Origin of the sequence: Acidovorax sp. 94 (genome assembly GCF_003634645.1) — a bacterium.
GTDB lineage: Bacteria > Pseudomonadota > Gammaproteobacteria > Burkholderiales > Burkholderiaceae_C > Acidovorax > Acidovorax facilis.
Window position 1 is genome coordinate 147,879 of sequence record NZ_RBJA01000001.1, and the last position, 24,618, is coordinate 172,496.

A 24,618-nucleotide genomic window follows, 5' to 3' on the forward strand; every position below is an offset into this window, starting at 1 on the left:
AGAACCAGCATGTACGCATTCACCTTTGAAAATCCCTCCTCCACCGCCGCCGCTGCACAGCTCATCGCCCAGGGCGGCAAGCTGCTGGCCGGTGGCCAAAGCCTGCTGCCATCGATGCGGCTGCGCCTGGCCAACCCCGAGAAGATCGTTGACCTCAACAACATCCCCGAGCTGGCGGGCATCCGCCGCGAGGGCAACGCGCTGGTCATCGGCGCCATGACGCGCCACATGGACGTGGCCAACAGCGCCGATGTCAAGGCCGCCATCCCCGCGCTGGCCGACTTGGCCGCGCACATCGGCGACCGGCAGGTGCGCGCACGCGGCACGCTGGGTGGTTCGGTGGCCAACAACGACCCAGCGGCGTGCTACCCCAGCGCCGTGCTGGGCCTGGGCGCCACAGTCATCACCAACCAGCGCGAGATTGCGGCCGACGACTTTTTTGTGGGCATGTACACCACGGCGCTGGAAGAGGGCGAGATCATCACCGCCATCCGCTTCCCCATCCCCAAGCGCGCTGCGTACCTCAAGTTCAAGCAGGCGGCCTCGCGCTTCTCGCTGGTGGGCGTGTTTGTGGCGCAGACCGATGCCGGCGTGCGCGTGGCCATCACCGGCGCGGCCAGCAGTGTGTTCCGCCACGCGGGGCTGGAAGCAGCGCTGAACCAGAGTTTTACGCCAGCATCGGCGGCGGCGGTGAAGATCGATGCAAGCGATCTCAACGCTGACATCCACGCCAGTGCGGCCTATCGCGCCAACCTTATCAGCGTGCAGACCCAAAGAGCAGTAGCGCAAATCCTGGGCTGATGGGGGATAGCACCCGCGCCCTGCATACTGCATCCAGGGGCGGGTGTTTGAATGAAATTGGCCTCTAGCGCTTTTCTATCAAGCGCTATTAGCTATAGAAACTATAGTAATGAACGTTTCCCCTCCCGTGCCCATGACCGCGCCTGCGCTGTCCTCCATCGACGCCCTGGTGTCGGCCTTGCAGGGCGTGGGCTATTTTGCCGACCGGCGGCTGGCCACGGCCGTGTTCCTGGCGCTCAAGCTGCAGCGCCCGCTGCTGCTGGAGGGCGAGCCCGGCGTGGGAAAGACGGCGCTGGCCCAGGCGCTTGCCAAGGTGCTGGAACGCAGCCTGATCCGCCTGCAGTGCTACGACGGGCTGGAGCAGCGCGAGGCGCTGTATGAATGGAACTACGCGGCCCAGCTCTTGCACATGCGCGCAGCGGAAGGCAAAGGCAGCGCCGACATGGCGCAGGTAGAGCGCGAGGTCTACCAAGACCGCTACCTCATCCGACGCCCTTTGCTGCAGGCGCTGCAGGCGCCAGAACCCGGCGCCGTGCTACTGATCGACGAGGTGGACCGTGCCGACGAGCCCTTTGAGGCGTTTTTGCTCGAATACCTGGGCGAGTACCAGGTCAGCATCCCCGAGATCGGCACCGTGCGCGCCACGGCCACGCCGGTCACCATCCTCACCAGCAACCGCACGCGGGATCTGCACGACGCCGTCAAACGCCGCTGCCTGTACCACTGGCTGGACTACCCCGAGCGCGAGCGCGAACTGGCCATCGTGCGTGCGCAGGTGCCGGATGCCAGCGCCGCCTTGGCCATCCAGGTGGCGGATTTTGTGGGCCGTTTGCGCAGCCAGCCATTTGCCAATGCCTTCCAGCGCGCGCCGGGCATCGCAGAGAGCGTGGAGTGGGCCAAGGCGCTGGTCGCGCTCGACACCATCGTAGTGGACCCCGAAGTGGTGTCGGACACCGCAGGCATCTTGTTCAAGCAGCGCGAGGATGTGGCGGCGCTCACGCGCGACATGGCGGCGCAGTTGCTGCAACCCGCTGAGGCCGATGCCTGAGGGCTCAACCGTGGCAGAGGTCAAAACGATTTCCCAGCTGGGCGACGCCCGCACCGGCAAGCTCGCCGACAACCTGAGCGGTTTTGGCCGCACCTTGCGCCGCGCCGGTGTGCGCGTGGACGCCGCCCGCATGGCGTTGGCCCAGCAAGCCGTGATGCTGGTAGGGCTGCAGCGCGAGGACTTTTGCGCCGCGCTGGAGGCCGTGCTGGTCAGCCGTGAGCAGGACCGTTTGATCTTCCGCGAGTTGTTCGACGCGTACTTTCGCAATCCGAACGTGGCGCAGAAGCTGCTGGCGCAGATGCTGCCCAGCGCTGAGTCCAAGGCCGAGCCCGCCAAACGCCGCCCGCGCGTGAGCGAGGCGCTCGCCCCCGTGCGCGCCGCCCGCAACACCCCCCCGCCGCGCGAGGACGAGAAGATCGATTTCGACGCCGCCATGACGGCCAGTGACCTGCAGCGCCTGCGGCAGGCCGACTTCAACCAGCTCTCGGCCAGCGAATACCTGCTGGTGGAGCGCCTGGCGCGCGAGGTGCCCTTGCCCCTGCCGCGCTTCGCCGCCCGCCGCACCCGCCCCGGTGGGCGCGGCAGCCGCCCGCACTGGCCCGGCGCCATGCACCACGCGGCCCGCAACGGGGGCGAGGTGCTGCGCATCCCGCTGCTGCAGCGGCGCCAGCAACCGCTGCCGCTGCTGGTGCTGGTGGATGTGTCGGGCTCTATGGAGCGCTACGCGCGGCTGCTGCTGGCGTTTTTGCATGCCGCCACGGCACCGCGCCACACCGGCGATGCGGTGCGCCGCGATGTGTTTGCGTTTGGCACCGGGCTGACCGACCTCACGCCCGCCTTTCGCCTGGCCGATACCGACGCGATGCTGCAGGTGGCCAGCCATTCCATCAATGATTTTGCGGGGGGCACCCGCATGGGCGACAGCCTGGCCCAGCTGCGTTTGCAGCATGCCCGGAGGCTGGTGGGGCGGCGCACCCTGGTGCTGCTGATCAGCGACGGGCTGGACACCGGCACGCCCGAGGTGCTGGCGCAGGAACTGGGCTGGCTGCGCCGCCATTGCGGACGCCTGCTGTGGCTCAACCCCTTGCTGCGTTTTGAAGGCTATGCACCCACGGCACGCGGCGCCTCCGAACTGCACCGCCAGGCCCACGGCATGGTGGCCGTGCACAACCTGAGCCGCCTGCAGGATCTGGCGGCCAGCCTGGCGGCCGTGCTGCGGCAGTGACCGATTTCAGAAATAACCAGACAACACAAGGAACCCACCATGGAAATGCAAGCCAGCCGCACCCTTGCCGTGAGCCAGCAGCAGGCCTGGGAGGCACTCAACGATCCTGAGGTGCTCAAGCTGTGCATCCCCGGCTGCGACAAGGTCGAGGCGACCGGTGAGAACCAATACGCGGTCGCCATGGCGCTCAAGATCGGCCCCGTGTCGGCCAAGTTTGCGGGCAAGATCACGCTGTCGGACATCGTGCCACCAGAGAGCTACACCATCGCCTTCGACGGATCGGGTGGTGTGGCGGGTTTTGGCAAGGGCAATGCGCAGGTCAAACTGGTGCCTTTGCCCGCGGATGCCGCTGGGCAGGAAAGCTGCGAGCTGCACTACACCGTGCATGCCACGGTGGGCGGCAAGATCGCTCAGCTGGGACAGCGGCTCATCGACGGCGCGGCCAAGAGCATGGCAGAGGATTTTTTCAAGCGCTTTGACAACGAAATGCAAAGCCGCCATCCGCGCGCGCCGGCAGACGATGGTGCGGCATCCTCCGAAGCGCCCACCGAGCCTGGGGCACTGGCGGCGTCGGCGGGAGAGGATATTCCCCCCAGCGGCATTCCGGTTTGGGTGTGGGTGGTGGGCGCGGCGGCGCTGGTGCTGATAGCCTGGGCAATCAATTGACTCCCCCTGAGCCGCTTCGCGTCTTCCCCCTGAGGGGGACGCCTCCGGTGGCCCGGCAAAGCCGGATCCACGGTGGCGCTGGCCTGGGCGCCGCGCGGTTTCAGACGCAGCGGACGTAGATGGGAATATCTGAATAAGCGGTAGAAATGAATTGGTGACGGAACGATGGAAAACCTGGATGTGATGGTGTTGCGCACGCTGCAGGGCTGGCGGGCCGCCGGGCGGCGGGCGTTGCTGGCGACGGTGGTGCGCACGTGGGGCTCTTCACCCCGGCCGGTGGGCTCCATCATGGCGCTGTGTGAAGACGGGTCTGTGGTGGGGTCTGTGTCGGGCGGGTGCATTGAGGACGATCTGATCGATCGCCATACACGGGCCTATGCACAGGGCGCGCCCACGGCGAACGCGGGCAAAGATCACCGCATTCCCAGCGGCCCGCCGACGTTTGTGAAATACGGCGTCACCGCAGACGAGGCGCACCGCTTCGGCTTGCCCTGTGGCGGAACGCTGGAGCTGCTGCTGGAGTACGACCCGGCCCCGGACAGCCTGGCAACACTGATCACCGCGCTGGAGGCTGGGCGCCTGATGCAGCGCAGCGTGCGCTTGGTCGACGGCGCGGTCACGCTAACGCCTGCGGCAGCGCCCACCGAGCTGGTGGTGGATGCTGAGCGGCTTACCAACACCTTTGGCCCCGAGTACCGCATGCTGCTGATCGGCGCGGGCCAGCTGGCGGAATACCTGGCCACCATGGCGCTGTTCAACGGGTTTGCGGTAACGGTGTGCGACCCGCGCGAGGAGTACCGGGGCAGCTGGAACGTGCCTGCCGCCACGGTGGTGAGTGACATGCCCGACGACGTGGTGCTGGCCTTCAAGCCCGACCGGCGCAGTTGCGTGGTGGCCCTCACGCACGACCCCAAGCTCGACGACCTGGCGCTGCTGGAGGCGCTGAATACCGACGCGTTTTATGTGGGCGGCATCGGCTCGCGCCGCAACAACGAGGCGCGCCGCGCCCGCATGATCGAACACTTCGACCAGACCGAAGCAAGCCTGGCGCGCCTGCGCGGGCCAATTGGCATCTACATCGGCAGCAAGACACCGCCCGAGATTGCAGTGAGCGTGATGGCCGAAATCCTGGCCGTCAAAAACGGCGTGACCTTGCCGCGCGACATGGAAGTGGCCCAGGCCAAGAATGACAGGGAGCTGGCGCACAACGACCCGGGTGTGCTGGTGTGTGGGGTGCGCGCAGATTAGTGCTAAAGCGGCTTGGACCGCAGCTGCAACTGCTGCCGCACATGGTGCAGCAGGCCATGACAGGCGTCTTCCACCAGGTCCAGCACCTGTTCAAAACCAGCGGCCCCGCCGTAGTACGGATCGGGCACCACGGGGCTGTCGAACCGTTGGCAGAACTCTGTCATACGGCGCAACTTGCGGGCGTGTTCGGGTGGGCAAAGGTCTTGCGCAAGGGCCAGGTTGTCCCAGTCCATCGCCAGAACCAGATCGTGGCGTTCAAAGTCGTTGGCCAGCATCTGCCGAGCGCGCAGATCCGACAGGTCGTAGCCCCGTTGCGCTGCGTGGCGTTGCGTCCGTTCGTCCGGTGCCTTGCCGGGGTGGTAGTTGTGGGTGCCTGCCGAGTCCGCACGCACCTGGCTCGCCAAACCACTGTGAACCACCTTGTGCCGGAACACGCCGTGGGCCGTGGGGCTGCGGCAGATGTTGCCCATGCACACAAAAAGCACCGAGTAGGTAGCGACGCGGTCAGGCATCTCTGTGATCCCGACGATGTTCAGGCGGACATCACCACCGGGCCACCCTTGGCAATGCCGCGCTGGTACGCGGGGCGGGCCTCCATGCGCTGCTTGTAGGCCAGAAGGTTGGGGCACGCACCGGCCTTGCTTGCGCGTGAGAGGGCGGCCTCCACCGCAAAGCTCATCTGAAAATCGGCCATGGTGAGGTGCTCGCCCGCAAACCAGCGGTGCGTGCCCAGGTGCTGCTCCATGAAGTCGAGCGCGGTGTTTACATTGGGGTCGATCAATTTTTCCTGCACCGTGCCGCACAGTGCCTTGGCGATGGGCTTGACGAAGAACGGCATGGGCTGGGTCGGGATGGTCATGAACACCAGCTTCATCACCAGCCAGTTCATGAGCGAGCCTTCGGCGTAGTGCATCCAGAAGCGGCACTGGCGGTACTCTGGCGTGCGCGGCGCCGGTTGCAGGTGGGCCAGGTCGCCGCTCGCCTGGGCTCCGTAGGTTTCCACCAGGTATTCGATGATCGCGCCCGACTCGGCGATGACTTCTTTGCCGTCGGTGATCACCGGTGATTTGCCCAGCGGGTGGATCTTCTTGAGTTCGGGCGGGGCCAGCTTGGTGGCCTTGTCGCGCTGGTAGATTTTCAGCTCGTAGGGAACACCCAGTTCTTCGAGCAGCCAGAGAACGCGCTGCGAGCGCGAGGTTTCGAGGTGGTGGACGGTGATCATGGGTGAATATTGGCACAGGTTGCCGGAGCAAGGCGCCACCGGCCGGGTGGTGTGAAAGCCCCAGAAAGCAAAAAGCCCTCTGGCGAGGGCTTTCTTGCAAGGAACCAACCGCAGTCGGCCCGTGGCGATCTGGCGATCAGCCGCCCTTCTTGGAGCGCTTGCCAGGGTTCTTCTTGCTGCGGGTTGCCACACCGCGTTCCAGGCTCACGCGCTGGCCACGGCCGGGAGTGGCCAGGGTGTAGCCGGGCACGGGCGTAGGGCGGGGGGTGCGCTTGCGGTCTGCTTCTGTGACGATCTTGTTGCCCATGGTAGGTCTCTGAGTTGGTGGAAAAAGGAGAGATTTTAGGCCACAGCCGGGTTGCCGGGCTTTCAAAGGTGTTTGGCAGGTGTTTGTGGGTGCTCAGGCCGCCACAAAACCTGCGGCCACACCCGCCGCCACACCTGCGCCGTGGTCGGTGGACAGCGCTTGTGTGCAATGGCGGGGCAACTCAAAACCCCGCGCGGCATCCTGAATGGCCATCGTACGGATCACGGGGGGCTTGGCCCACACGCCACCGAAGATGGTGGCAAAGGCCACATCGGCCGCATCCCTCCCCACACCAAACCGCAGCAGGCCCATGGGGATCGCCGTGCCAGACGGGTCAAAGATGTACCAGCGGTCGCCCAGGTACACCTCCACATAGGCATGAAAGTCGGGGGGGCCCAGGGCCGGGTCAGCGCCGTAGTCGGTTCCGGTGGTGAAGCGGGCCGGGATGTTGATGGCGCGGCACAAGGCAATCATGAGGTGGGCGAAGTCACGGCACACGCCCACCTGCTCCACCAGCGTGTCCACCGCAGAGGTGTTGGAGTTGGAAGTGTTGGAGGTGAACGCCACGTGCCGCTGCACCCAGTCGCAGATCGCCTGCACGCGGCTGTGCCCTTGCCACAGCGCACCAAACTCGTTCGTCGCCAGGCGCAGCAGCCGGTCGGACTGGCAATACCGGCTGGGGTAGATGTAGCCCATTACCTCTTGCGGCAGGCGCCGCACCGGTACTTCTGCCAATTGGGAGGGGTCGATGCGGTAGTGGTTGATATCGACCGTGGCTGAATACGACAGCTTCAGCGTGCCGGGCTCGCCATGCAGCCGTAGATAGCGGTTTCCCGTGGCTGGGTCGGTATGAATGTGGTGGGCAATGGGCTGGTTGATGACCAGGCGCTCTGCGCTTACCGACTGGTTGGGTGTCTGCGCCGCGTGAATGTTGAAGACAAAATCGGCACCATGCTGGTCCACCTCGTAGCTCAGATCAATCTGCAGCTCCATGCGTACGCGGTCATGGCTTGGCTGGTCTGCAGGGACTGTGCCGACTTGCTGGGCGGGGTAGGGGGCAGGCCAGGTGGCAGCGTTGCGGGTATTTGACTGCGGGGGAGGGCTTTGGGTGTTTGCCATGGGCATGTCCTTCGTGCACCGCGTTCCGGGGCATCCGGCACAGCAGCGTGGCTTGAGGATAGTCCTTTCCCCCGCGCCCGATGTAGGCGAACGACCCGCCGCCATGCCCGCCCGCTACCCATTCGCGGGAAGCCGCCAGGTCACCCCGTCAGGCGGGTATGGAAAGACGCGCCAGGACCTCGACGTTGCCACTGCGATCTGCCCGGAGAATCAGCCCCTCGCCCGAGCTGGTGTTGGTACTTGCCAGGTCGGACAGCACAAACATGTGGGTGAACCACACTTCGAAACGACCGGGCTGAGACGACGCTGTGGCCAGCGCTGTACGCAGTTCACGCAGGTGGGCCGCACCGGTGGTCTCCGGGCTACCCCGGGGCGACCCGAGTGCCGCCCAGACCTGCGGCGTACCAAAGGCGAGGGCGGCACTGTCCACGCAGCGGCACCAGGGGCTTGATAAAACCTTGCCAGGTTGGAGTTGCCGTTGCTGAAACCACGCGCCCACGCTGCGTGCCTGTGCGCGGCCTTCTTCGCTCAGATTGCGCTGGGTGCTGCAGTCACCCAGGCGGAATCCTGGGGGGTCGAATGTGCCGGGGGCCAGCGAGTGGCGGAAGGCGGCCACCACCCCGCCCTTGCGCAACAATGCTTCGGCATCCGCGTCTTGCGCCGCCCAGCCACGCAGGCTGGCCAAGGCTAGCCCGGCGCCCAGCACCGCACGGCGGGCAATGCGGGGCTCAGGCGGCAGGCTGGAAGGCATAGCCATTGCCAGAAACCGCCATGCGGCCAAACGCAGGGAACGGGAAGTGGAAGCCGCCCAGCATGGCATTGCTGGCGGTGATGCGCTGGAACACATCGCGCCGCACCTTGCGCGCAGCCTCGGCGTCCATGTCAAAGGTCACAGCCCAGTCGGGATTGCGTGCGAACAGTGCAGGCACGTTGGTCAGGTCTGCCACGTAGAAGAACTTCTGGCCCGACGAGGTCAGCTCGAACAGCGTATGGCCCGGCGTGTGGCCATAGGCCGCCACAGACTTGATGCCCGGCGCCACTTCCGCATCGGCCGCAAACTGCACCAGCGTGTCTGCGGGCATGGTGGCAAAGGTGCGGCGCACGTTATCGAATGCACCCTTCATGCCAGCGGGCGCAGCGGCCATGCGGGCGTCGTCCATCCAGAACGCGTGTTCGGCGGCGGGCACCATCACCTTGGCCTTGGGGAAAACCAACTCACCGGCCTTGTTGCGGATGCCGTTGATGTGGTCGCCGTGGTAGTGGCTGATCAGCACGGTGTCGATGTCGGCTGCCTGCATGCCCGCCGCGCGCAGGCTGTCGAGCAGCTTGCCGGTGGTGGCGCCACCAAACTCGCCCAAGCCGGTGTCGATGAGGATCTTGCGCGCGCCTGCCACCACCAGAAAGGGGGTGTAGGGCACGTCGATGTAGTCGGTGGGCAGTCCTTGCGATGCCAGCAGCGCACGTACCTCGGTCAGCGGCGCGTTCTTCACAAATTCCTCTCCCAGCGGGCGGCGCGTGATGCCATCGTTCAGCGCAATCACCTCCACATCGCCCACCTTCATGCGGCGAAAGCCGGGGCTGGGCAAGGTGGGGGTTCCGAAGTTGGGCGCGTTCTGGGCCCACACGGGGACAAACGAGCCCGCTGCGTAAACGGTGGTGGCCAGGCTTGCACCCAGGAAGTGGCGGCGTGACAGCATGAAACTCTCCGGTCTTGAGTTGAACTGAGGAGTCGCAACTGTAGCGATGCCCGAGAGATTGCCGCTTGCCGACGCGCTAACCTGTTCGCAATGTGGGGCTTTTGCTGGTAATTGGGGCTATGGAGGCTATTCGATCGAGAAGGCGTCGCGCAATGCACCGCAAAAGTCAGCATTTCCGCTGATTGTCAATGTGATCGTGGTCCGGGGTGGGGCGGGGTTGCCTGGCGCCGCACGCAGTTGCCCGGCGTTGTCATCAAACGTCAGCACCAGCGGTGTGCTGATCTCCTGCACGCCTTGCAGGTCGTAGTGCCATATGCCCCCATCTTCCGACGGGCCGCAGGCATCGGGCCAATGCTGGTGCGCCCAGACCAGTACGGCGCTGATCTCTGCATGTAATGCGGGAATCTGCGCGGGCTGCACGCTCGCCATGGCGTCAAACGTACCTACGCCGTCCGCGTCTTCGCTGTAGTCAAAATCCAGGTAGTTCAGGTTCATGGTGTCCGTTAAAGAGATGTCATGTCCAGGTACGGCCCAGCGCCTGGGCGGCTTCGCCCAGGCGGGTCACCTGCTGTAGCGCCTGCGCCAGCGGCATGCGTGCCGCCGGTGCTTGCAGGGCCACGGCGCAGCGTACCTGCCGCCGCCCGCTGCCCAGCACAGGCACAGCCACACAAACGAGACCATCCACAAACTCCTCGGCATCTGTGGCGTAACCCTGCCGCAGGATCTGCTCCAGCTCGGCCTCTAGGGCGGTGCGGTCGGTCAAAGTGGTGGCCGTGTGGCGGGTCAGCGGCAGTCCGTCCAGGATCGCCGCCCGGCGCGCGGCCGACAGGTGGGCCAGAAACAGCTTGCCGCTGGCCGAGCAGTGGATGGGCACGCGCGTGCCGGGCCGCAGCTCCATGCGCAGCGGAAAGGCCGACTCCACGCGGTCCAGGTAGATCACCTCGGCGCCGCTGAGCGCCGTGAGGTTGCAGCTCTCGCCAATATCGGCCACCAGCTGGCGCAGCACCGCATGGCGCACGCCATGCTGGGTGCCCGCGCTGAGCGTGCTTTCGGCCAGGCGCAGCAGGCGGGGTGCGGGGGTGTAGCGGCGCCCATCGGGCTCGCGCGCCAGCAGGCCACCGCTTTCGAGCTGGCCCAGCATGCGATGCACGCTGGGTTTGGGCCAGCCTGTGGCCTCGATGGCGTCCGCCAGGCTGAACGGGCGGCCATGGGTGCACATGATTTCCAGCAGTTCAAACAGGCGCAAGCTGGGGGATGAGTTGGTCATAAATCCCGGAATTCGAGACGAATCCATAAAACATTTCGGGATTATTGAGCATTGTGGCTAAGCTGCATACCAACATTTCACGGGGTGCTCATGGCGGCGACTTTTCAGAACGCGGTACTCACAGGCGCTTGTGGTGGCCTGGGCCAGGCCCTGGCGCGGGAGCTGATCGGCCAGGGCGCCGCCGTGGCGCTGGTGGGGCTTCACTTGCCCACGTTGCAGGCACTGGCTGCGCTGGCGCCTGGGCGCTGCGCGGTGTACGCGCCCGATGTGTCCGACAGCACCGCGATGCAGGCCATGGCGGCCGACTGGATGGCGCGCTCGGGCGCGGTGCCCGACCTCGTCATTGCCAACGCGGGCGTGGCAGGCGGCTTTGACACTGCCGAAGCCGACGACCTCGCGGTGCTGCGCCGCATGCTGGAGATCAACCTGCTGGGCGCGGCCACCACCTTTCAGCCGTTTGTGAAAGCCATGCGCGCTCAGCGGCGCGGCGCACTGGTGGGCGTGGCCAGCATTGCGGGCTGGCGCGGCATGCCGGGCAACGGCGCCTATTGCGCGAGCAAGGGCGGGCTCATCCGCTACCTGGAGAGCCTGCGTGCCGAGCTGCGCGGCGAATCCATTGTGGTCAGCACGGTGAGCCCTGGCTACCTTCGCACCGCGCTCACGGCGGGCAATCGTTTTGCCATGCCGGGCCTGATGGAGCCCGAAGCCGCTGCCCGGGACCTGCTGGCGGGCGCCGCGCAAGGTCGTACCCACATCGTGCTGCCCGCGCGCATTGGCTGGCTGGCCCGCTTGCTGAACCTGTTGCCCGACGCCCTGCACGACCGCCTGCTGCTGGGCCAGCCGCGCAAGCCGCGCGTGGGCGAGGCGGGGGCCACGGCCATTCCGGGCCTGCCGTTGCCTACGGAGACACCGGTACACAACGAAAGCAAAAACGCATGACAACGGAGACAACACCCACTGTGGCAGATACCCGCACCCAGATCGCTCTGATAGGCGCAGGCCCCAGTGGCCTGGCGGCTGCGCGCAACCTGCAAAAGCTGGGCGTGCCCTTCCAGGGCTTTGAAGCACACACCGACGTGGGCGGCCTGTGGAACATCGAGAACCCGCGCAGCACGGTGTATGAGTCCGCGCACCTCATCTCCAGCAAACACACCACGGAGTTCACCGAATTCCCCATGCGACCCGAGGTGGCCGACTACCCCAGCCACCGCGAGATGCGGCAGTACTTCATGGACTTTGCCGCGCACTTTAGTTTGCGCCCGCACTACTGGTTTGGTACCCGCGTGCTGAAGGTCGAGCCCGTGGGCGAGGGCGCAGCGCCGCTGTGGCGCATCACCTGGAGCCAGCACGGCGGACCCTCGCAGACAGCAGAGTTCAAGGGCGTGGTGATTGCCAATGGCACGCTGGCCGAGCCCAACATGCCGCGCTTTGAAGGCCAGTTTGATGGCGAGCTGCTGCACACCAGCGCCTACAAAAGCGCCGAGCTGTTCAAGGGCAAACGCGTGTTGGTGGTGGGCGCGGGCAACTCGGGCTGCGACATCGCCGTGGATGCGGTGCATTACGCGCGCAGCGTGGATCTGTCGGTGAGGCGCGGCTACTACTTTGTGCCCAAATACGTGTTCGGCCAGCCCGCCGACACGCTGGGGGGCAAGTTCAAGATGCCGCCCTGGCTCAAGCAGAAGATCGACAGCGTGGTGCTGCAGTGGTTCACCGGCGACCCGGCGCGGTTTGGCCTGCCCAAGCCAGACTACAAGATGTACGAATCGCACCCCGTGGTGAACTCGCTGGTGCTGCACCACCTGGGCCACGGCGACATCCATGTGAAGCCCGATATTGCGCGCCTGCAGGGCCACACCGTGTTTTTCAAGGACGGTAGCGCGCAAGACTACGACCTCGTGCTCTGCGCCACCGGCTACAAGCTGCACTACCCTTTTATCGACCATAGCCTGCTCAACTGGAACGGCATGGCGCCGCAGCTGTACCTCAACATCCTGTCGCCGCGTTTCGACAACCTGGCGGTGATGGGCATGATCGAAGCCAGCGGTATCGGCTGGCAGGGCCGTTACGAGCAAGCGGAGCTGGTAGCGCGCTTTTTCAAGGCGCAGTCTGAAGGATCACCGCGCGCCGAGGCCCTGCGGCAGGCCAAGGCCGGGCCTCCACCCGATCTGTCGGGTGGCTTCAAGTACCTGAAGCTTGAACGCATGGCGTACTACGTGCACAAGGACACCTACCGCAACGCGGTGCGGGCAGCCTCAGCTGCCCTCGCCTGAAAGGACCTCCATGCTGCCCGTGGACGAAATACGCCTCAACTTCAACCCTGCATCGCTCGTGGCGCTCAATGTAGTGCTGGGTTTTCTCATGTTCGGCATTGCGCTCGATACGCGCGTGGCCGACTTCAAGCGCGTGCTGCGCATGCCCGGAGCCATGGCAGTGGGCATTGCGGCGCAGTTCATCGTGCTGCCTGCCGTGACCTTTGTGCTCACGCTGCTGCTCCAGCCCGGCCCCAGCATTGCGCTGGGCATGATCCTGGTGGCCTGCTGCCCGCCGGGCAATGTGAGCAACATCCTCACGCACCGCGCAGGCGGCAATGTGGCGCTGTCGGTGTCGATGACGGCGATCTCCAACGCGCTCGCGATTGTGCTTATGCCGCTCAACTTCGCGTTCTGGGGCGGTTTGCACCCCACGGCGGCACCGTTGTTGCGCAGCATTGCGCTCGACCCGCTGGAGATGGCGGGGCACATCGTCGCCATCATCGGGCTGCCGTTTGCGCTGGGCATTCTGTGTGCGGAGAAGCTGCCGCGTTTCACGCAGCGGGTGAACAAGCCCGTGCGCATCCTCAGCTTTGTCTGCCTGATCGGTTTCATCGTCGGGGCCGTGGCGGGCAACTGGCGCTACTTCCTCGACTACGTGGGGCTGGTGCTGCTGGCCGTGGTATTGCATGACGCGCTGGCCTTTGGCACCGGCTACGCCTGCGCGCGGCTCAGCGGCTTGTCGGACTACGACCGGCGCGCGGTGAGCATTGAGGTGGGCATCCGCAACGCGGGCCTGGGCCTGGTGCTGATCTTCAGTTTTTTTGGAGGTCTGGGGGGCATGGCCGTGGTGACGGGTGTCTGGGGCTTCTGGGACATCATTGCGGGCCTGGCGCTGGCGGGTTGGTGGGGGCGCAGACCTGCGGGGGTGCCGCTGGGGGCTTCGGCCAAGGAGCACGGCGCATGACGGCTTCTTCATTGGCAACGCGCCGCATCCTGGTGACCGGGGCCGACGGTTTTCTGGGCCGGGGTGTAGTGGCCGCCCTTGCGCGCGAGGGTGTGCACACGCTGGTGGCGGCCGATGTGCGCGAGGTGCCTGCCGAGCGCCGCCTGCCTGGCGTGATCTATCTGGTACAGGACGTGCGTGATCCCGCGCTGGCGCAGACGCTGGCCGACCATGCCATCGACAGCGTGGTGCACCTGGCCTCCATCGTCACGCCGGGCAAAGGATCCAACCGCGAATTCGAATATTCCGTGGATGTGCTGGGCAGCCAGAATGTGCTCGATGCCTGCGTGGCCACGGGTGTCAAGCACATCGTCGTCAGCTCCAGCGGGGCCGCGTATGGTTACCACGCTGACAACCCCGCCTGGCTGCGCGAGACCGATGCGCTGCGCGGCAATGAGGTGTTTGCCTATGCCCACCACAAGCGGCTGGTGGAAGAGATGCTGGCGCAGTACCGCGCGGACCACCCCGCGCTGGCGCAGACGGTGCTGCGCATCGGCACCATCCTGGGCGAGCGGGTGGACAACCAGATCACCGCGCTGTTCGACAAACGCCGTCTGCTGGCCATCCGTGGCAGCGAGAGCCCGTTTGTTTTCATCTGGGACGAGGACGTGACCGGCGCCATCCTGCATGCGTTGCGCACGCAGCGCGCTGGCTGTTTCAACCTGGCGGGCGATGGCGCGCTGCCGCTGCGCGAGATCGCCCGGCGCCTGGGTAAACCGGTGCTGGAGTTGCCTGCGGGCCTGCTGCGTGCCGCGCTGGCGGTGGGCTCCGCGCTGGGCCTGAGCCGCTACGGGCCCGAGCAGCTGGATTTTCTGCGTTACCGCCCCGTGCTGCTCAATGCCGCGCTCAAGGAGGTGCTGGGCTACGTGCCTGGCAAGACCAGCGCTGAGGCGTTCGAAGCCTTCGTGGCTGCCCGGGCGCGCCAAGGGCGGCCGGTGGCTGCGGCTGCGGCGGTGGCTGCATGACGGCGCTGGCACTGAGCCGTGGCGACTTGCTGCGCGCGCTGGCCGTGGTGGTCATCTGGGGGCTGAACTTTGTGGTGATGAAGCTGGGCTTGCAGGGGCTCAGCCCCATGCTGCTGGGTGCCCTGCGTTTCACTGCGGCATCCTTGCCGTTTCTGCTGTTCGTGCCCCGCCCATCGATGCCCTGGCGCTTTGTGGTGGGCTACGGGCTGGCGCAGGGGCTGGGGCAGTTCGGCTTTCTGTTCCTGGGTCTGCAGCTGGGCATGACGGCGGGCATGGCCTCGGTGGTCATGCAGACGCAGGCGTTTTTTACGCTGCTGCTGGCTGCACCGCTGCTGGGTGAGCGCGCCAAACCCTGGCAGTGGTGGGGTCTGCTGCTGGCGTTTGGCGGGCTCATGATCATTGGTCTTGCCCATGGAGAAGGGCCCGGGCAGATGACGCTGGCCGGTTTTGTGCTCACCCTCGGCGCGGCCTTCATGTGGGCGGTGTCCAACCTGGTGGCACGCCGCGCTGCGCAGGCAGGGGCTTACGCGCCGTTTCCGTTCATCGTGTGGAGCAGCGTGGTGCCCATCGTTCCGTTCTTTGCGCTGGCGGTGTGGACCGAAGGCGCCAGCGGTGTCGTGGCGCAATTGCAGGCGGTGGACGGCAGGGCTTTGCTCGCAGTGCTTTACCTCGCATTGCTGGCCACCTTGCTGGCCTACACGCTGTGGACGCAGCTGCTGCAACGCCACGCGGCCGGGCGGGTGACGCCGTTTTCGCTGCTGGTGCCAGTGGTAGGGCTGTGGGCTGCGTATGCGTTTTTGGGCGAAACGCCCTTGCCGCTGCAGTGGGCGGGCGCAGCGGCTGTGTTGTGTGGCCTGGTGGTCAACCAGACCGGTGGCTGGCTGTGGGCACGGTGGCGGCGCAAAGCCGAGACCCACTCGACCGCTCTCTAGAATCCTGGACCGGCGCAGGCTTGTACGGAATGTCCTGCGCAACAAACCCAAGGAAGCAGGATGTCTGAGAACGTGGTGTTGCAGGTGGAGGGGCTGTGTTTTGCCTATCCCGAATGTGGGGTGCTCAACCAGTGGTCGGTGGCGCTGCCTGCAGGCCTGGCGCTGGTGCGTGGCGACGAAAGCAGTGGCAAGACCACGCTGCTGCGCCTGTTGGCGGGTGAACTCACGGCGCAGGCCGGGCGCATCACGCTGCAGGGTGTGCGCCTGAGCGACACGCCCAAGGCCTTTGCGCAAATGGTGTTCTGGGTTGATCCCCGTGCTGGCGACCTGGACAAGCTCACCGCCCGTGGCTGGCTGGACAGCCTGCCCGCGCACTACCCGCTGTGGGATGCCGCAGCGCTGGTCACGCACATTGAAGGCTTCACGCTGCACGAGCATCTGGACAAGCCGTTCTATGCGCTGTCCACCGGCAGCAAACGCAAGGTGCTCATGGCCGGGGCGCTGGCCTCGGGCGCGCCGCTGACCTTGATCGACGAGCCTGTGGGCGGGCTGGACAAGCCGTCGGCCACCTACCTGGGCCGCGCCCTGGCGCAGGTGGCGGGCCAGCCCGGGCGGGTGGTGGTCGTGGCGCATTACGAGGCTTTGCCAGGCGTGCCCTGGGGCACGGTGGTGGAACTGAACAGTTGAGTGGTGTCCGGGGCACCGAGCGCCTGCGCCTTCCGCCCCCGCTTGTTTTAGACTGGGCCGCTATCGGGTGTTTTCCCGTTCTCTGAAGGACTGTTTCATGGACGCGCTTCTTTTTGCCCCGGTGGCGGTTGCCATTGCGCTCACGCCCGGCCCCAACAATTTCTGTGGCCTCAACAACGGCATTCGCGCGGGGATTGGTGCGGCCATGGTGGCGACGCTGGGGCGGGTGGCTGCGTTCGCGATTTTCCTGACGGTGTCTGCGGTGGGCTTGGGGGCCATGCTGCTGGCGTCCGAGGCGGCCTTCACGGCCGTGAAGTGGGTAGGGGCCTGCTACCTGTTCTGGCTGGGCTGGCGCGCGTGGCGCAGCCGCGAGTTCAGCGGGCTGGATGTGGTGGATGGCGCAGACGGAGGTGCGGTCAAAGCGGGCGGTGCACCGGTGCGCCTGCAGTCGCTCATCGCGCAGGAGTTCTTGCTGGGCATCACCAATCCCAAGGCCATCATCCTGTTTGCAGCGGTCTTTCCGCAGTTCATCGACCCCGGCCAGCCGGCCCTGCGCCAGTTTGTGGTGCTGGGGGCGGTGTACCTGGGGGCTGAGTTTGTCTCCACGGCGGTGTATGCGGCGGGGGGCCGGCAGATCCGCCGGTTTATCCGCACCTCACGGGGTGTGGTGCGTCTCAACAAGGCCACCGGCGGGTTCTTCATGGGGGCGGGTGGCCTGCTGCTGGCCACCAATCGGTAACTCGGGGACTACATCGCCTTGAAAAGGTGCGCGTAAAGGCGGCTCACGGGCAGCTTCTCGGTCCGGCCCGCCAGCTCCAGATGCAGCTTGCCCGCCTCGTCGCGCGTCACCGTGGTGATGGCGCTGGCGCGCACCAGGGTGCTGCGATGGATCTGCCAGAACACCTGCGTATCAAGCTGGCTCGTCAGCTCCTTGAGCGGCGTGCGGATCAGGTACTCGCGCGCCGCAGTCAGCACCCGCACGTATTTGTCGGCCGCTTCAAAGTACAGCACGTCGGCCACCGGCACCATGTGGATCTGGCTGCCGCTGCTGGCCTGGATGAGGGTGAGGGGGGCGGTGCTGCTTGGTGCCGCTGCAGCGGATGGCGAGGCAATGCCGGGCGCTGCCAGCAGGTGGCGCAGCTGCTCCATGGTTGCTTCTAAATTGATAGCTGGTTGCGCTTTATTCATAAGCGCTAGCTGCAGTTTTTGCACTGTTTTTTGCAGCCGGGCCGCCTGCACGGGCTTGAGCAGGTAGTCCACAGCCTGGGCTTCAAACGCTTGCACGGCGTACTGGTCGTAGGCCGTCACGAATACGAGTGCGGGAAACGGTTTGTCGTCGGGCCAGGCGTCGGCCAGTTCCACGGCGGCATCCAGCCCGCTTTGGCCCGGCATGCGGATGTCAAAGAAGAGCACGTCGGGGAGCAGGGCCAGCGCCTGCCTGACGGCCGACAGGCCGTCGCCCACGGTCGCGGCGATCTGCAGCGCGGGCCAGGCGCGGGCCAGCTCCTGCTGCAGTGCGGCAGCCAGCAGGTGTTCATCCTCAGCAATCAGGGCGCGGGGGGCGGGCTGGTTCATGGGTTGGGGGCGGATTTCAAAGGAAAAACGACGCTAGCGCTTGTCCCTCCTGCGCTAGCAGCTATCAAATCAAGAGTGCCTGATGCGCCGTGCAAGGTGGCCAGGCGTTCGCGCACCTGGGTCAGGCCAAAGCTCTGGCCGGGGCCCGGCGTGGGCAGGGTGCCGGGCAGGCCCACGCCGGTGTCGTTGACCTCGATCACCAGCAGCGGGCCATTGGCGCCCGGGCGCGTGCTGGCACGCACGGTGATGTGGCCACCTTCCACCTGGGGCTCCAGGCCGTGGCGTATGGCGTTTTCCACCAGGGGCTGCAGCAGCAGTGGCGGCACGGGCACATCCCGCAGTGCCTCGGGCAGGTCCAGCGTGTAGGCCATGCGCGGGCCCATGCGCACCGCCATCAGCTCCAGGTAGTCGCGCAGGCGGTCAAACTCGTTGGACAGCGGGTGCTGGGTGCTGCGCGACGCGGTGAGCGTGGCGCGCAGGTAGGCAATCATGCGGTCCAGCATCTCTTGCGCACGCGCGGGGTCTGTGCCGATCAGCACGCGCAGGTTGGCCAGCGTGTTGAACAGCATGTGCGGTTCGAGCTGGGTTTCCAGCAGCTTCAGGCGCGCCTCGCTCGCGTGCATGCGCGCCTCGGCCATCTTGTCTTCCAGATACGCCGATTTGTGGATGGCGTAGAAGTAGTAGCTGCCCACCAGCCCGGCAATGGCCGTGATGAGAATGGATGTGCGCTGGTCAGACCCGGTAGTGGACGTGCCCGGTGGGTAGAAGTGAAAGTAGTACACGCACAAGGCGTTGGCCAGCGCCGTGCCTGCCACGTACCCCACAACGATGCCCCCCGCCACCAGCGCCATGCCTTGCCACCCATGCGGCCAGCCCGTTTCGGCGGCAGACGGTATCAATTCGCGCCCCAGGTCGATCACGGCCCAGGTGAAGGTGCCGATCAGTATCGAATACACCACCGGCGGCCCGTAGGGCTTGTCGGGCATGAAGGCATATTGGATAGTCGCAACGACCAGGGTAAAGGCGAGCACCTGAAGGAAGTGCCGCAGCTTGCTGATGCCGTTGAAGGGGCGTCGCAGCATCATGGCCGGTGCTGATCTTGCTGCTTTTGGGCTTGTTCGCGCTGCAGGGCTTCGCGCTCGCGCTGCACCATGCGTTCGCGCAGGCCGTCGCCGCTGCCCAGCAGGAACACCGACACCCCATGCAGCACCAGCCCCAGGCCCCAGCCCAGCAGTGGATAGATCGACCAGGGGCGCGTACCGAATGCGTAGCGCGACATGGCAAAGAGCAGCGCGTTGACCAGCACGAACGCTGCAGCGTGCACGTACCAACCCAGCTTGGCGCTGGCGCGCCGGCGGGCCAGCGTTTCGATTTCTTCGGGGCTAAGAGGGGAGGTCATGGCGGGGCGGTCGGGGGTGAAAAGCTCGGGGCGCTGCAGGGATTCTAGGGGCGGGCTACGCCGGGCAGGCGTGGCGCGCCACCGTGGCCACAGCCTGGGCGTCCAGCGTCAGCCCCATGTGGTTCACGCTGGGCACCAGGGTCACGGGCACAGGCTTGCCCGACTGGGCAAACAGATCGGCAAAGCGGTCGGCGTAAAAAAGCTCATCGTCCTGCCCGGCCACGATGCAGACCGTGCCCCGGGCATTGCGGATGTCGGCCTGGTAGTCGTCGTGGGGGCGGAAGTTCATGGCAAGGTTGTAGGAATAGCTCGGGGTCAGCCCCGCGCGGGATGCCTCGTCCAATGCAAAGCGCAGAACCGGCAGATCGTTCCATCGCGTGATGCCCGCGCGGTTGAACAGCGTCAGGGCGATCAGCCTTGGCACACCGATGGAGGCCCAGCCTCCGGTATCGGGGCGCGCCGTGGGCGCATCCTGGTGAATGAACGGGGAGAGCAGGACGTAGTGGCCAAACAGGGCCTGCCGATCGCTGCCTGCGAAGCGCAGCGCGAAACCGCCGCCTGCCGAGAAGCCCATCAGGGTCTGGGAACCGCCGTGGGGAACGGCGCGCAGGAAGTCTTCCAGATCATCTTCGAGTTGGCCGATGTAGGCCACGTGCCCGCGTTCGCCGGATTCGCCATGTCCGCGCAGGTCCAGCGCAGCCACCGCGTACCCCTGGGCCGCCAGAGCGCGGGCCAGCACGTGCATGGACCGGGCCCTCGACGACGAGCCGTGCACCAGCACGACCCGGTGAAGCAGGGCGTCCGCGGCTGCCGTCGCGGGCGGGTAGCTGTACCAGGCCAGAGATGTGCCGTCCCGGGCGAAGTAGCGCTGAGCGCTGGGAACGCCGGTGAAGTCCACCCCCGCAAACGGGGCGTTGACGCTGGTCAGTGGCTGAATGGGCCGGGGGCCTCCCCACACCAGGGCGGCCGTGAGTGCCGCGGTGCAGGCGAGCAGGATGAGCAGAGGCGTGAGGAGCATGGGCGCGGTGCGGCGGTGTCGCAAGTTGGCGGGCCGTAGCATTGTGCCAAGCAGCCCGAGTGAAATGGCAGAGATGAGTAGCATGGTTTGAAAGGGTCAATGTGCAGCGGTCGTGGGCAGCAGGTGCCGCTCAAAGAAGTCCACGATGCGTGCATCCACCTCGGGCAGCACCTTGCGGTCAAAGCCGGGCGGGTCGCCCAGCAGCGCGGTCTGCACGTCGCTCAGCAGGTGCAGCGGTGGCATGGGCGACAGCATGGCGCCGTGGCTGGCGTCCGGCAGGTGGGCTACGTGGGTGCAGCGGTCCTGGCAGGCCGTGAGCACGGCGTCACTGTGAAAGCGCGGTACCTGGTTCACATCCATGCCCGCAGTCACCAGCCCCAGCGCGATGCTTGGGGTGGCAAGGGTGGCCATGTCAAAGTCGGCTGCAAAGGGCACGCTGGCCACGGCGGCTTGTATGCGGGGGTCCTGGTGTGTGTAGGCGGTGTCATCGCCAAAGCGGTGCCGTATCACGGTCAGTGCAAACCACTTTTTCAGGCCATCCAGCAGGTTGCCGTGCAAACGGGTGATGAACCCGACACAGGAGGAAAAATCATCGGCAATGTGGGCCTCGCAGTGCTGACGAAAGCGCGCGGGCGACCACGCGCCGCCCGCCAGCGTCAACGCCGTGTGGCCACCGGCGGAACCACCGAAGACCCCCACCTTGTCCAGGGTGAGCAACGGGGCCAGGCGGTTGTCTTGGGCCACGGCGTCGATGGCGCGGGAGACCTCGACGGGGCGGCGCTTCCAGCTCTCGGGGCCGGGGGTGGATGGGTCTTTGGAGTTGTCTCCCGCATGTTCGGGCAATGCCACGACAAAACCTGCGGCCACCATTGCACGCGCAAGGTCGGTGTGGACCCACGGATTGCCGCCCGAACCGTGTGTGATGACGATCAGGCGGCCGTTGCCCCGCACGGGGCTGCCTTGCCAGGCCAGCTGCAGCTGGAAGGGGCCGCGCTGCACAGGTTCGTCGGCACTGCTGCTGGGGTAGAACACCGTGATGGGGCCATCCCCCAGCAAGCCGGGCAATTCCATCAGCCCCGTGCCCGCCTGGGAGGCGGTGGCCGCACCCCATGTCGCCAGTGTCAGCAGGGTCAGGGTCAGTCGTCGGAGCATCTTCATGGGATTTCTTTCGTGCGGAAGGAGGGTGTAGACGGGTTCAACGGCGTTGCCCCTGCTGCGCCAGACGGTCGCGTTCGGCCTGCACCATGCGCTCATGCAGCCCGCCGCCAGCGATCAGGAACACCACCGCCCCATGCACCACCAGGCCGATGCCCCATCCCAGGGCGGGGTACACCGCCCAGTGCCGCCCGCTGGCGGCCGACAGGGTGATCAGCAGCAGGTTGACCAGCAGATAGACGCCGGCGTGCATGTACCAGCCGAGTTTGGCCCCGGCGCGTTTGCGGGCCAGGCGTTCGATGGGGTCTTGGGTGGGGTGGACGTAGTGCATGGTGATGTCTCCAGACAAGGTGAGTCAGTTCGATGGGAGGGCAGGGTTCTGGCGGGGCTCAGGCGCCCACGGGGGATGCGCCGTAGACCACGCTTTGCTGCGCCAGGCGCCACATCCGCAGGGCCCGGGCGGCGAACAGGCCGTTGAACATCCCATAAAGGGCCGAGATCTGCAGCGCGAAGGTGCCGTCCCGTGCCAGGGTGGGTTGCATGGCCAGCTCCACCCCTACGAAATACTTGGTCAGGAAGATGCCGACGATCAGCGCGAGCGGCATGGCGCTGCCCGGAATGTAAAAACTGCGCGAAGAGGCGTTGTAGAGCGTGCCGGTGGGCGCCGTGGGCTGGAACCACAGGGCCAGCGCCGTGGTCGCCGTGGCGGCTGCCAGCCAGAGACCCACTGCCTGTACGCCGGAGGAGGCCGAACCGCCGAATGCCGACAGCAGGCCTGCCACCGAGAAGGCGGCCATGCCCAGCGGCATGAGCTGGGTTCGCAGCAGGCTGGCGCTGCGGTCGCGCAGCTGGCTGGCTCCCAGCCCCACCAGGCCGGCCAGCATGCCCCAAACCCAGTAGGGGGTGTGACTGATGACCTGGAGCATTGCTTGGGGTTGGTGAACAATCAAATTGAGCAGCATGGGGATCTCCTGAGTGGAAAGGGCAGATGGAGAGGGAACGGCAGGGTCAGATCACGCCCAGTGCCGACCAGAGCGAATGGCCGAGAAAGCGATCAGGCAGCAGAGTGAAGCCACCGGCCACCACGCAGGCGCCGATGTAGACGCGCTGCATCGTCTTGCGATGCCCGTCGATGTTGCGCCGGGCCAGGAAGACAAAAGACAGCACCAGCATCCCCAGCGTGACCGGTATCAGCAGGTGGATCAGCCCGAAGCTGCCCCAGCGCGGGCCCGGACCCCCACTGATGAAAATGGCCGACACGGCTGTGGCCACCATCAGGGTTACCCAGGCATACCCGGCGGCGCGGTGTAGGCGCGGGCGTTGGGTGGCACCCTTGCGGGCCCACAGGGCGATGGGGCCGATGGCGGTCGCGGCGAGCGCTGCGGCGAGGTGGATGGCGATGACGGGGGTGAGTTGCATGGTGTAGCTCCGGGCTCGTTCTTCAATGGAGCGGACTGTGCCGACACCGCCCTGTCGCTGCCAGCGGCTTGCGACGAAATGCGCCAGGGCCGCCGCGAAATGCAGGAGCGCGGCGTGACTTGCAGGGCATTTTTGGTGGTCGGCCCGTTGGTGGATGCGTCTTCCCTACGAATTGCTTTGACCCCAAGGTTTACTTTTCTTCGCACAGCGTTCAAAGCAACGCGTGAACTGAGCCTCTACGATCCGGTACGGTTGACCGTGCTGACACCCGCCCAGCACGCACCCCGAGAACACGAATCAAGACCGCCATGAACCCTCAAGAAGTCAACGCGCCCCCGCCATCGGCCATTCCTCCCGCTCCCCCCGGCAAACCGCCACGCCGATCCCGATGGGTAGGAAGCCTGCTGGCGCTGGTGTTGGTGGGGCTGGTAGGAGGGGCGGCGTGGTATCTCATCCAGCGGGCCAATGGTGAATCCAGCGGCGGTCCAGGCTTTCCGGGGGGCGGGCGCCCCATGGTCACGGTGGGAGATGCCGTGGTGCGCAAGGCTGAACTGCCGGTGATCATCGATGCGCTGGGCACCGTGATCCCCGCCACAACGGTCACGCTGCGGCCCCAGGTGTCGGGCATGCTGACCCAGGTGCTGTTCACCGAGGGGCAGATGGTCAAAAAAGGGCAGTTGCTGGCGCAGATCGACCCCCGACCCTTCGAGCAGGCGCTGATGCAGGCCCAGGGCACCCGCCAGCGCGACGAGGCGCAGCTGGAGAACGCGCGCCTCACGCTGGAGCGCTACCGCACATTGCTGTCGCAAGACTCCATCGCCCGCCAGGACGTGGATACGCAGGCCGCGCTGGTCAAGCAACTCGAAGGCACGGTGATGACCGACAAGGCCCAGGAGGGCACGGCGCGCCTGAACCTGGACTACACCCGCATCACCGCGCCCGCGTCGGGGCGCATCGGTCTTCGCACCGTGGATGCGGGCAACTACGTGACCTCGGGCGACACGGCGGGCCTGGCCACCATCACGCAGGTGGCGCCCATCGACGTGCAGTTCTCCGTGCCGCAGGACCGCGTGGCCGACATCCAGGCAGCGCAGGGCGCAGCGGACGCCCTGGCCGTGACGGCGCTGGACCGCACGCGCAAGGCCGAACTCGACAAGGGCCGGTTTTCGACGCTGGACAACCAGGTGGACACCACCACCGGCACCGTCAAGGCCAAGGCTCGGTTCGAGAACGCGGCGGGTGCGTTGTTTCCCAACCAGTTTGTGAACGTGCAGCTGCTGCTGCGCAACGTGCCCGCGCTGGTGGTGCCCGTGACCGCCGTGCGCACCGGCGCCAATGGCGACTACGTCTATGTCATCAACGAAGACCGCACGGTGTCGCTGCGCAAGGTCAAGCGCGGTCAGGCCACGGTGGGGCTGATGGCGATCACCGAAGGCCTGAAGGAAGGCGAACGTGTGGTGACCGAGGGCGGGGACCGCTTGCAGGATGGCATGGCCGTGCAGCTGCCGGGTGCGCAGGCCGCCCGTGCACCGCGTGCGGGGGCCAGCGGGTCGCGAGGGGAGCGTGGAGAAGGTGGCCAGCGCCGCCAGCGTCCTCCTCAGAATCCCTGAGCG

At 66.2% G+C, this 24,618-nt stretch carries 29 protein-coding genes; 13 read left to right on the plus strand and 16 right to left on the minus strand.

Features of this window, described 5'->3' with window-relative positions; all coding sequences use genetic code 11:
- The first annotated feature begins 9 nt into the window (after positions 1 to 9).
- From C8C94_RS00690 to C8C94_RS00710, 5 genes are all read left to right on the plus strand, one after another.
- Positions 10 to 801 carry a xanthine dehydrogenase family protein subunit M gene (locus tag C8C94_RS00690; protein WP_121419342.1) on the plus strand — a complete coding sequence of 264 codons (792 nt, stop codon included), beginning with the start codon at positions 10 to 12 and terminating at the stop codon, positions 799 to 801.
- Between the two features lie 133 nt (positions 802 to 934).
- Positions 935 to 1,849: a MoxR family ATPase gene (locus C8C94_RS00695; protein ID WP_121419343.1), complete on the plus strand. Its 915-nt coding sequence runs from the start codon at positions 935 to 937 to the stop codon at positions 1,847 to 1,849.
- A complete protein-coding gene (locus C8C94_RS00700) occupies positions 1,842 to 3,074 on the plus strand; it encodes a VWA domain-containing protein (RefSeq protein WP_121419344.1) in 1,233 nt (410 codons plus the stop codon). The genes C8C94_RS00695 and C8C94_RS00700 overlap by 8 nt, the downstream gene beginning before the upstream one ends.
- Positions 3,075 to 3,113: 39 nt before the next feature.
- Complete coding sequence (locus C8C94_RS00705) at positions 3,114 to 3,740, plus strand: CoxG family protein (RefSeq protein ID WP_121419345.1); 627 nt, start codon at positions 3,114 to 3,116, stop codon at positions 3,738 to 3,740.
- A 165-nt stretch (positions 3,741 to 3,905) separates the two neighbouring features.
- A complete protein-coding gene (locus C8C94_RS00710; protein WP_121419346.1) occupies positions 3,906 to 4,988 on the plus strand; it encodes an XdhC family protein in 1,083 nt (360 codons plus the stop codon).
- A 2-nt stretch (positions 4,989 to 4,990) separates the two neighbouring features.
- On the opposite strand, the gene C8C94_RS00715 is transcribed toward C8C94_RS00710, so the two are convergent.
- From C8C94_RS00715 to C8C94_RS00745, 8 genes are all read right to left on the minus strand, one after another.
- Positions 4,991 to 5,500 (minus strand): low molecular weight protein-tyrosine-phosphatase, encoded by a 510-nt coding sequence (locus C8C94_RS00715; protein WP_121419347.1) that lies wholly within the window; start codon positions 5,498 to 5,500, stop codon positions 4,991 to 4,993.
- A gap of 20 nt (positions 5,501 to 5,520) precedes the next feature.
- Positions 5,521 to 6,210 carry a glutathione S-transferase family protein gene (locus tag C8C94_RS00720; protein ID WP_121419348.1) on the minus strand — a complete coding sequence of 230 codons (690 nt, stop codon included), beginning with the start codon at positions 6,208 to 6,210 and terminating at the stop codon, positions 5,521 to 5,523.
- Positions 6,211 to 6,346: 136 nt separating this feature from the next.
- Positions 6,347 to 6,517, minus strand: coding sequence for a hypothetical protein (locus C8C94_RS25695; protein WP_162995995.1), 171 nt, complete (start codon positions 6,515 to 6,517; stop codon positions 6,347 to 6,349).
- 93 nt (positions 6,518 to 6,610) lie between these two features.
- The gene (locus C8C94_RS00725; RefSeq protein ID WP_121419349.1) at positions 6,611 to 7,510 is read right to left on the minus strand and encodes a transglutaminase family protein; all 900 of its coding nucleotides are present in this window, start codon (positions 7,508 to 7,510) and stop codon (positions 6,611 to 6,613) included.
- 274 nt (positions 7,511 to 7,784) lie between these two features.
- Positions 7,785 to 8,387 (minus strand): histidine phosphatase family protein, encoded by a 603-nt coding sequence (locus tag C8C94_RS00730; protein ID WP_121419350.1) that lies wholly within the window; start codon positions 8,385 to 8,387, stop codon positions 7,785 to 7,787.
- On the minus strand, positions 8,365 to 9,333 hold the full coding sequence (locus tag C8C94_RS00735; protein WP_121419351.1) for an MBL fold metallo-hydrolase: 969 nt from the start codon (positions 9,331 to 9,333) through the stop codon (positions 8,365 to 8,367). Before C8C94_RS00735 ends, C8C94_RS00730 begins: the two co-directional genes overlap by 23 nt.
- 126 nt (positions 9,334 to 9,459) lie before the next feature.
- Complete coding sequence (locus tag C8C94_RS00740; RefSeq protein ID WP_121419352.1) at positions 9,460 to 9,828, minus strand: hypothetical protein; 369 nt, start codon at positions 9,826 to 9,828, stop codon at positions 9,460 to 9,462.
- A 19-nt stretch (positions 9,829 to 9,847) separates the two neighbouring features.
- On the minus strand, positions 9,848 to 10,600 hold the full coding sequence (locus C8C94_RS00745) for an IclR family transcriptional regulator (protein WP_121419353.1): 753 nt from the start codon (positions 10,598 to 10,600) through the stop codon (positions 9,848 to 9,850).
- Positions 10,601 to 10,690: 90 nt separating this feature from the next.
- On the opposite strand from C8C94_RS00745, the gene C8C94_RS00750 reads away from it, so the two are divergent.
- The 7 genes from C8C94_RS00750 (at position 10,691) to C8C94_RS00780 (ending at position 17,178) form a co-directional block, all read left to right on the plus strand.
- Positions 10,691 to 11,539, plus strand: coding sequence for an SDR family oxidoreductase (locus C8C94_RS00750; protein ID WP_121419354.1), 849 nt, complete (start codon positions 10,691 to 10,693; stop codon positions 11,537 to 11,539).
- The gene (locus tag C8C94_RS00755; protein WP_121419355.1) at positions 11,536 to 12,870 is read left to right on the plus strand and encodes an NAD(P)/FAD-dependent oxidoreductase; all 1,335 of its coding nucleotides are present in this window, start codon (positions 11,536 to 11,538) and stop codon (positions 12,868 to 12,870) included. The genes C8C94_RS00750 and C8C94_RS00755 overlap by 4 nt, the downstream gene beginning before the upstream one ends.
- Positions 12,871 to 12,880: 10 nt before the next feature.
- Entirely contained in the window at positions 12,881 to 13,816 is a 936-nt protein-coding gene (locus C8C94_RS00760; RefSeq protein WP_121419356.1) for a bile acid:sodium symporter family protein, read from the plus strand.
- The gene (locus C8C94_RS00765; protein WP_121419357.1) at positions 13,813 to 14,820 is read left to right on the plus strand and encodes an NAD-dependent epimerase/dehydratase family protein; all 1,008 of its coding nucleotides are present in this window, start codon (positions 13,813 to 13,815) and stop codon (positions 14,818 to 14,820) included. The genes C8C94_RS00760 and C8C94_RS00765 overlap by 4 nt, the downstream gene beginning before the upstream one ends.
- Positions 14,817 to 15,752 (plus strand): EamA family transporter, encoded by a 936-nt coding sequence (locus C8C94_RS00770; protein ID WP_121419358.1) that lies wholly within the window; start codon positions 14,817 to 14,819, stop codon positions 15,750 to 15,752. The genes C8C94_RS00765 and C8C94_RS00770 overlap by 4 nt, the downstream gene beginning before the upstream one ends.
- A gap of 60 nt (positions 15,753 to 15,812) precedes the next feature.
- Positions 15,813 to 16,439, plus strand: coding sequence for an ATP-binding cassette domain-containing protein (locus tag C8C94_RS00775; RefSeq protein ID WP_121419359.1), 627 nt, complete (start codon positions 15,813 to 15,815; stop codon positions 16,437 to 16,439).
- 97 nt (positions 16,440 to 16,536) lie between these two features.
- Positions 16,537 to 17,178, plus strand: coding sequence for a LysE family translocator (locus tag C8C94_RS00780; RefSeq protein ID WP_055396280.1), 642 nt, complete (start codon positions 16,537 to 16,539; stop codon positions 17,176 to 17,178).
- 8 nt (positions 17,179 to 17,186) lie between these two features.
- Here the strand turns inward: C8C94_RS00780 and C8C94_RS00785 are convergent, their stop codons facing one another.
- The 8 genes from C8C94_RS00785 to C8C94_RS00820 form a co-directional block, all read right to left on the minus strand.
- Positions 17,187 to 18,014: a LytTR family DNA-binding domain-containing protein gene (locus tag C8C94_RS00785; protein ID WP_055396282.1), complete on the minus strand. Its 828-nt coding sequence runs from the start codon at positions 18,012 to 18,014 to the stop codon at positions 17,187 to 17,189.
- Positions 18,011 to 19,099 (minus strand): sensor histidine kinase, encoded by a 1,089-nt coding sequence (locus C8C94_RS00790; protein ID WP_121419360.1) that lies wholly within the window; start codon positions 19,097 to 19,099, stop codon positions 18,011 to 18,013. Before C8C94_RS00790 ends, C8C94_RS00785 begins: the two co-directional genes overlap by 4 nt.
- Entirely contained in the window at positions 19,096 to 19,413 is a 318-nt protein-coding gene (locus C8C94_RS00795; protein ID WP_121419361.1) for a 2TM domain-containing protein, read from the minus strand. The genes C8C94_RS00790 and C8C94_RS00795 overlap by 4 nt, the downstream gene beginning before the upstream one ends.
- 55 nt (positions 19,414 to 19,468) lie before the next feature.
- Positions 19,469 to 20,431, minus strand: coding sequence for an alpha/beta hydrolase (locus C8C94_RS00800; RefSeq protein WP_233573351.1), 963 nt, complete (start codon positions 20,429 to 20,431; stop codon positions 19,469 to 19,471).
- A 96-nt stretch (positions 20,432 to 20,527) separates the two neighbouring features.
- Complete coding sequence (locus tag C8C94_RS00805; RefSeq protein WP_370449762.1) at positions 20,528 to 21,583, minus strand: alpha/beta hydrolase family protein; 1,056 nt, start codon at positions 21,581 to 21,583, stop codon at positions 20,528 to 20,530.
- A 43-nt stretch (positions 21,584 to 21,626) separates the two neighbouring features.
- A complete protein-coding gene (locus C8C94_RS00810) occupies positions 21,627 to 21,917 on the minus strand; it encodes a 2TM domain-containing protein (protein ID WP_121419364.1) in 291 nt (96 codons plus the stop codon).
- Positions 21,918 to 21,975: 58 nt separating this feature from the next.
- On the minus strand, positions 21,976 to 22,548 hold the full coding sequence (locus C8C94_RS00815) for a DUF6622 family protein (RefSeq protein ID WP_121419365.1): 573 nt from the start codon (positions 22,546 to 22,548) through the stop codon (positions 21,976 to 21,978).
- 46 nt (positions 22,549 to 22,594) lie between these two features.
- Positions 22,595 to 23,005, minus strand: coding sequence for a DUF2306 domain-containing protein (locus C8C94_RS00820; RefSeq protein ID WP_121419366.1), 411 nt, complete (start codon positions 23,003 to 23,005; stop codon positions 22,595 to 22,597).
- 308 nt (positions 23,006 to 23,313) lie between these two features.
- On the opposite strand from C8C94_RS00820, the gene C8C94_RS00825 reads away from it, so the two are divergent.
- Positions 23,314 to 24,615 carry an efflux RND transporter periplasmic adaptor subunit gene (locus C8C94_RS00825; RefSeq protein WP_199731154.1) on the plus strand — a complete coding sequence of 434 codons (1,302 nt, stop codon included), beginning with the start codon at positions 23,314 to 23,316 and terminating at the stop codon, positions 24,613 to 24,615.
- Positions 24,616 to 24,618: the final 3 nt, after the last annotated feature.

Excerpts from the sequence above, each read along its gene's own strand:
- C8C94_RS00690 (WP_121419342.1), top strand. The coding sequence starts at position 10 with ATGTACGCATTCACCTTTGAAAATCCCTCCTCCACCGCCGCCGCTGCA.
- C8C94_RS00695 (WP_121419343.1), top strand. The coding sequence starts at position 935 with ATGACCGCGCCTGCGCTGTCCTCCATCGACGCCCTGGTGTCGGCCTTG.
- C8C94_RS00700 (WP_121419344.1), top strand. The coding sequence starts at position 1,842 with ATGCCTGAGGGCTCAACCGTGGCAGAGGTCAAAACGATTTCCCAGCTG.
- C8C94_RS00705 (WP_121419345.1), top strand. The coding sequence starts at position 3,114 with ATGGAAATGCAAGCCAGCCGCACCCTTGCCGTGAGCCAGCAGCAGGCC.
- C8C94_RS00710 (WP_121419346.1), top strand. The coding sequence starts at position 3,906 with ATGGAAAACCTGGATGTGATGGTGTTGCGCACGCTGCAGGGCTGGCGG.
- C8C94_RS00715 (WP_121419347.1), bottom strand. The coding sequence starts at position 5,500 with ATGCCTGACCGCGTCGCTACCTACTCGGTGCTTTTTGTGTGCATGGGC.
- C8C94_RS00720 (WP_121419348.1), bottom strand. The coding sequence starts at position 6,210 with ATGATCACCGTCCACCACCTCGAAACCTCGCGCTCGCAGCGCGTTCTC.
- C8C94_RS25695 (WP_162995995.1), bottom strand. The coding sequence starts at position 6,517 with ATGGGCAACAAGATCGTCACAGAAGCAGACCGCAAGCGCACCCCCCGC.
- C8C94_RS00725 (WP_121419349.1), bottom strand. The coding sequence starts at position 7,510 with ATGGAGCTGCAGATTGATCTGAGCTACGAGGTGGACCAGCATGGTGCC.
- C8C94_RS00730 (WP_121419350.1), bottom strand. The coding sequence starts at position 8,387 with ATGCCTTCCAGCCTGCCGCCTGAGCCCCGCATTGCCCGCCGTGCGGTG.
- C8C94_RS00735 (WP_121419351.1), bottom strand. The coding sequence starts at position 9,333 with ATGCTGTCACGCCGCCACTTCCTGGGTGCAAGCCTGGCCACCACCGTT.
- C8C94_RS00740 (WP_121419352.1), bottom strand. The coding sequence starts at position 9,828 with ATGAACCTGAACTACCTGGATTTTGACTACAGCGAAGACGCGGACGGC.
- C8C94_RS00745 (WP_121419353.1), bottom strand. The coding sequence starts at position 10,600 with ATGACCAACTCATCCCCCAGCTTGCGCCTGTTTGAACTGCTGGAAATC.
- C8C94_RS00750 (WP_121419354.1), top strand. The coding sequence starts at position 10,691 with ATGGCGGCGACTTTTCAGAACGCGGTACTCACAGGCGCTTGTGGTGGC.
- C8C94_RS00755 (WP_121419355.1), top strand. The coding sequence starts at position 11,536 with ATGACAACGGAGACAACACCCACTGTGGCAGATACCCGCACCCAGATC.
- C8C94_RS00760 (WP_121419356.1), top strand. The coding sequence starts at position 12,881 with ATGCTGCCCGTGGACGAAATACGCCTCAACTTCAACCCTGCATCGCTC.
- C8C94_RS00765 (WP_121419357.1), top strand. The coding sequence starts at position 13,813 with ATGACGGCTTCTTCATTGGCAACGCGCCGCATCCTGGTGACCGGGGCC.
- C8C94_RS00770 (WP_121419358.1), top strand. The coding sequence starts at position 14,817 with ATGACGGCGCTGGCACTGAGCCGTGGCGACTTGCTGCGCGCGCTGGCC.
- C8C94_RS00775 (WP_121419359.1), top strand. The coding sequence starts at position 15,813 with ATGTCTGAGAACGTGGTGTTGCAGGTGGAGGGGCTGTGTTTTGCCTAT.
- C8C94_RS00780 (WP_055396280.1), top strand. The coding sequence starts at position 16,537 with ATGGACGCGCTTCTTTTTGCCCCGGTGGCGGTTGCCATTGCGCTCACG.
- C8C94_RS00785 (WP_055396282.1), bottom strand. The coding sequence starts at position 18,014 with ATGAACCAGCCCGCCCCCCGCGCCCTGATTGCTGAGGATGAACACCTG.
- C8C94_RS00790 (WP_121419360.1), bottom strand. The coding sequence starts at position 19,099 with ATGATGCTGCGACGCCCCTTCAACGGCATCAGCAAGCTGCGGCACTTC.
- C8C94_RS00795 (WP_121419361.1), bottom strand. The coding sequence starts at position 19,413 with ATGACCTCCCCTCTTAGCCCCGAAGAAATCGAAACGCTGGCCCGCCGG.
- C8C94_RS00800 (WP_233573351.1), bottom strand. The coding sequence starts at position 20,431 with ATGCTCCTCACGCCTCTGCTCATCCTGCTCGCCTGCACCGCGGCACTC.
- C8C94_RS00805 (WP_370449762.1), bottom strand. The coding sequence starts at position 21,583 with ATGCTCCGACGACTGACCCTGACCCTGCTGACACTGGCGACATGGGGT.
- C8C94_RS00810 (WP_121419364.1), bottom strand. The coding sequence starts at position 21,917 with ATGCACTACGTCCACCCCACCCAAGACCCCATCGAACGCCTGGCCCGC.
- C8C94_RS00815 (WP_121419365.1), bottom strand. The coding sequence starts at position 22,548 with ATGCTGCTCAATTTGATTGTTCACCAACCCCAAGCAATGCTCCAGGTC.
- C8C94_RS00820 (WP_121419366.1), bottom strand. The coding sequence starts at position 23,005 with ATGCAACTCACCCCCGTCATCGCCATCCACCTCGCCGCAGCGCTCGCC.
- C8C94_RS00825 (WP_199731154.1), top strand. The coding sequence starts at position 23,314 with ATGAACCCTCAAGAAGTCAACGCGCCCCCGCCATCGGCCATTCCTCCC.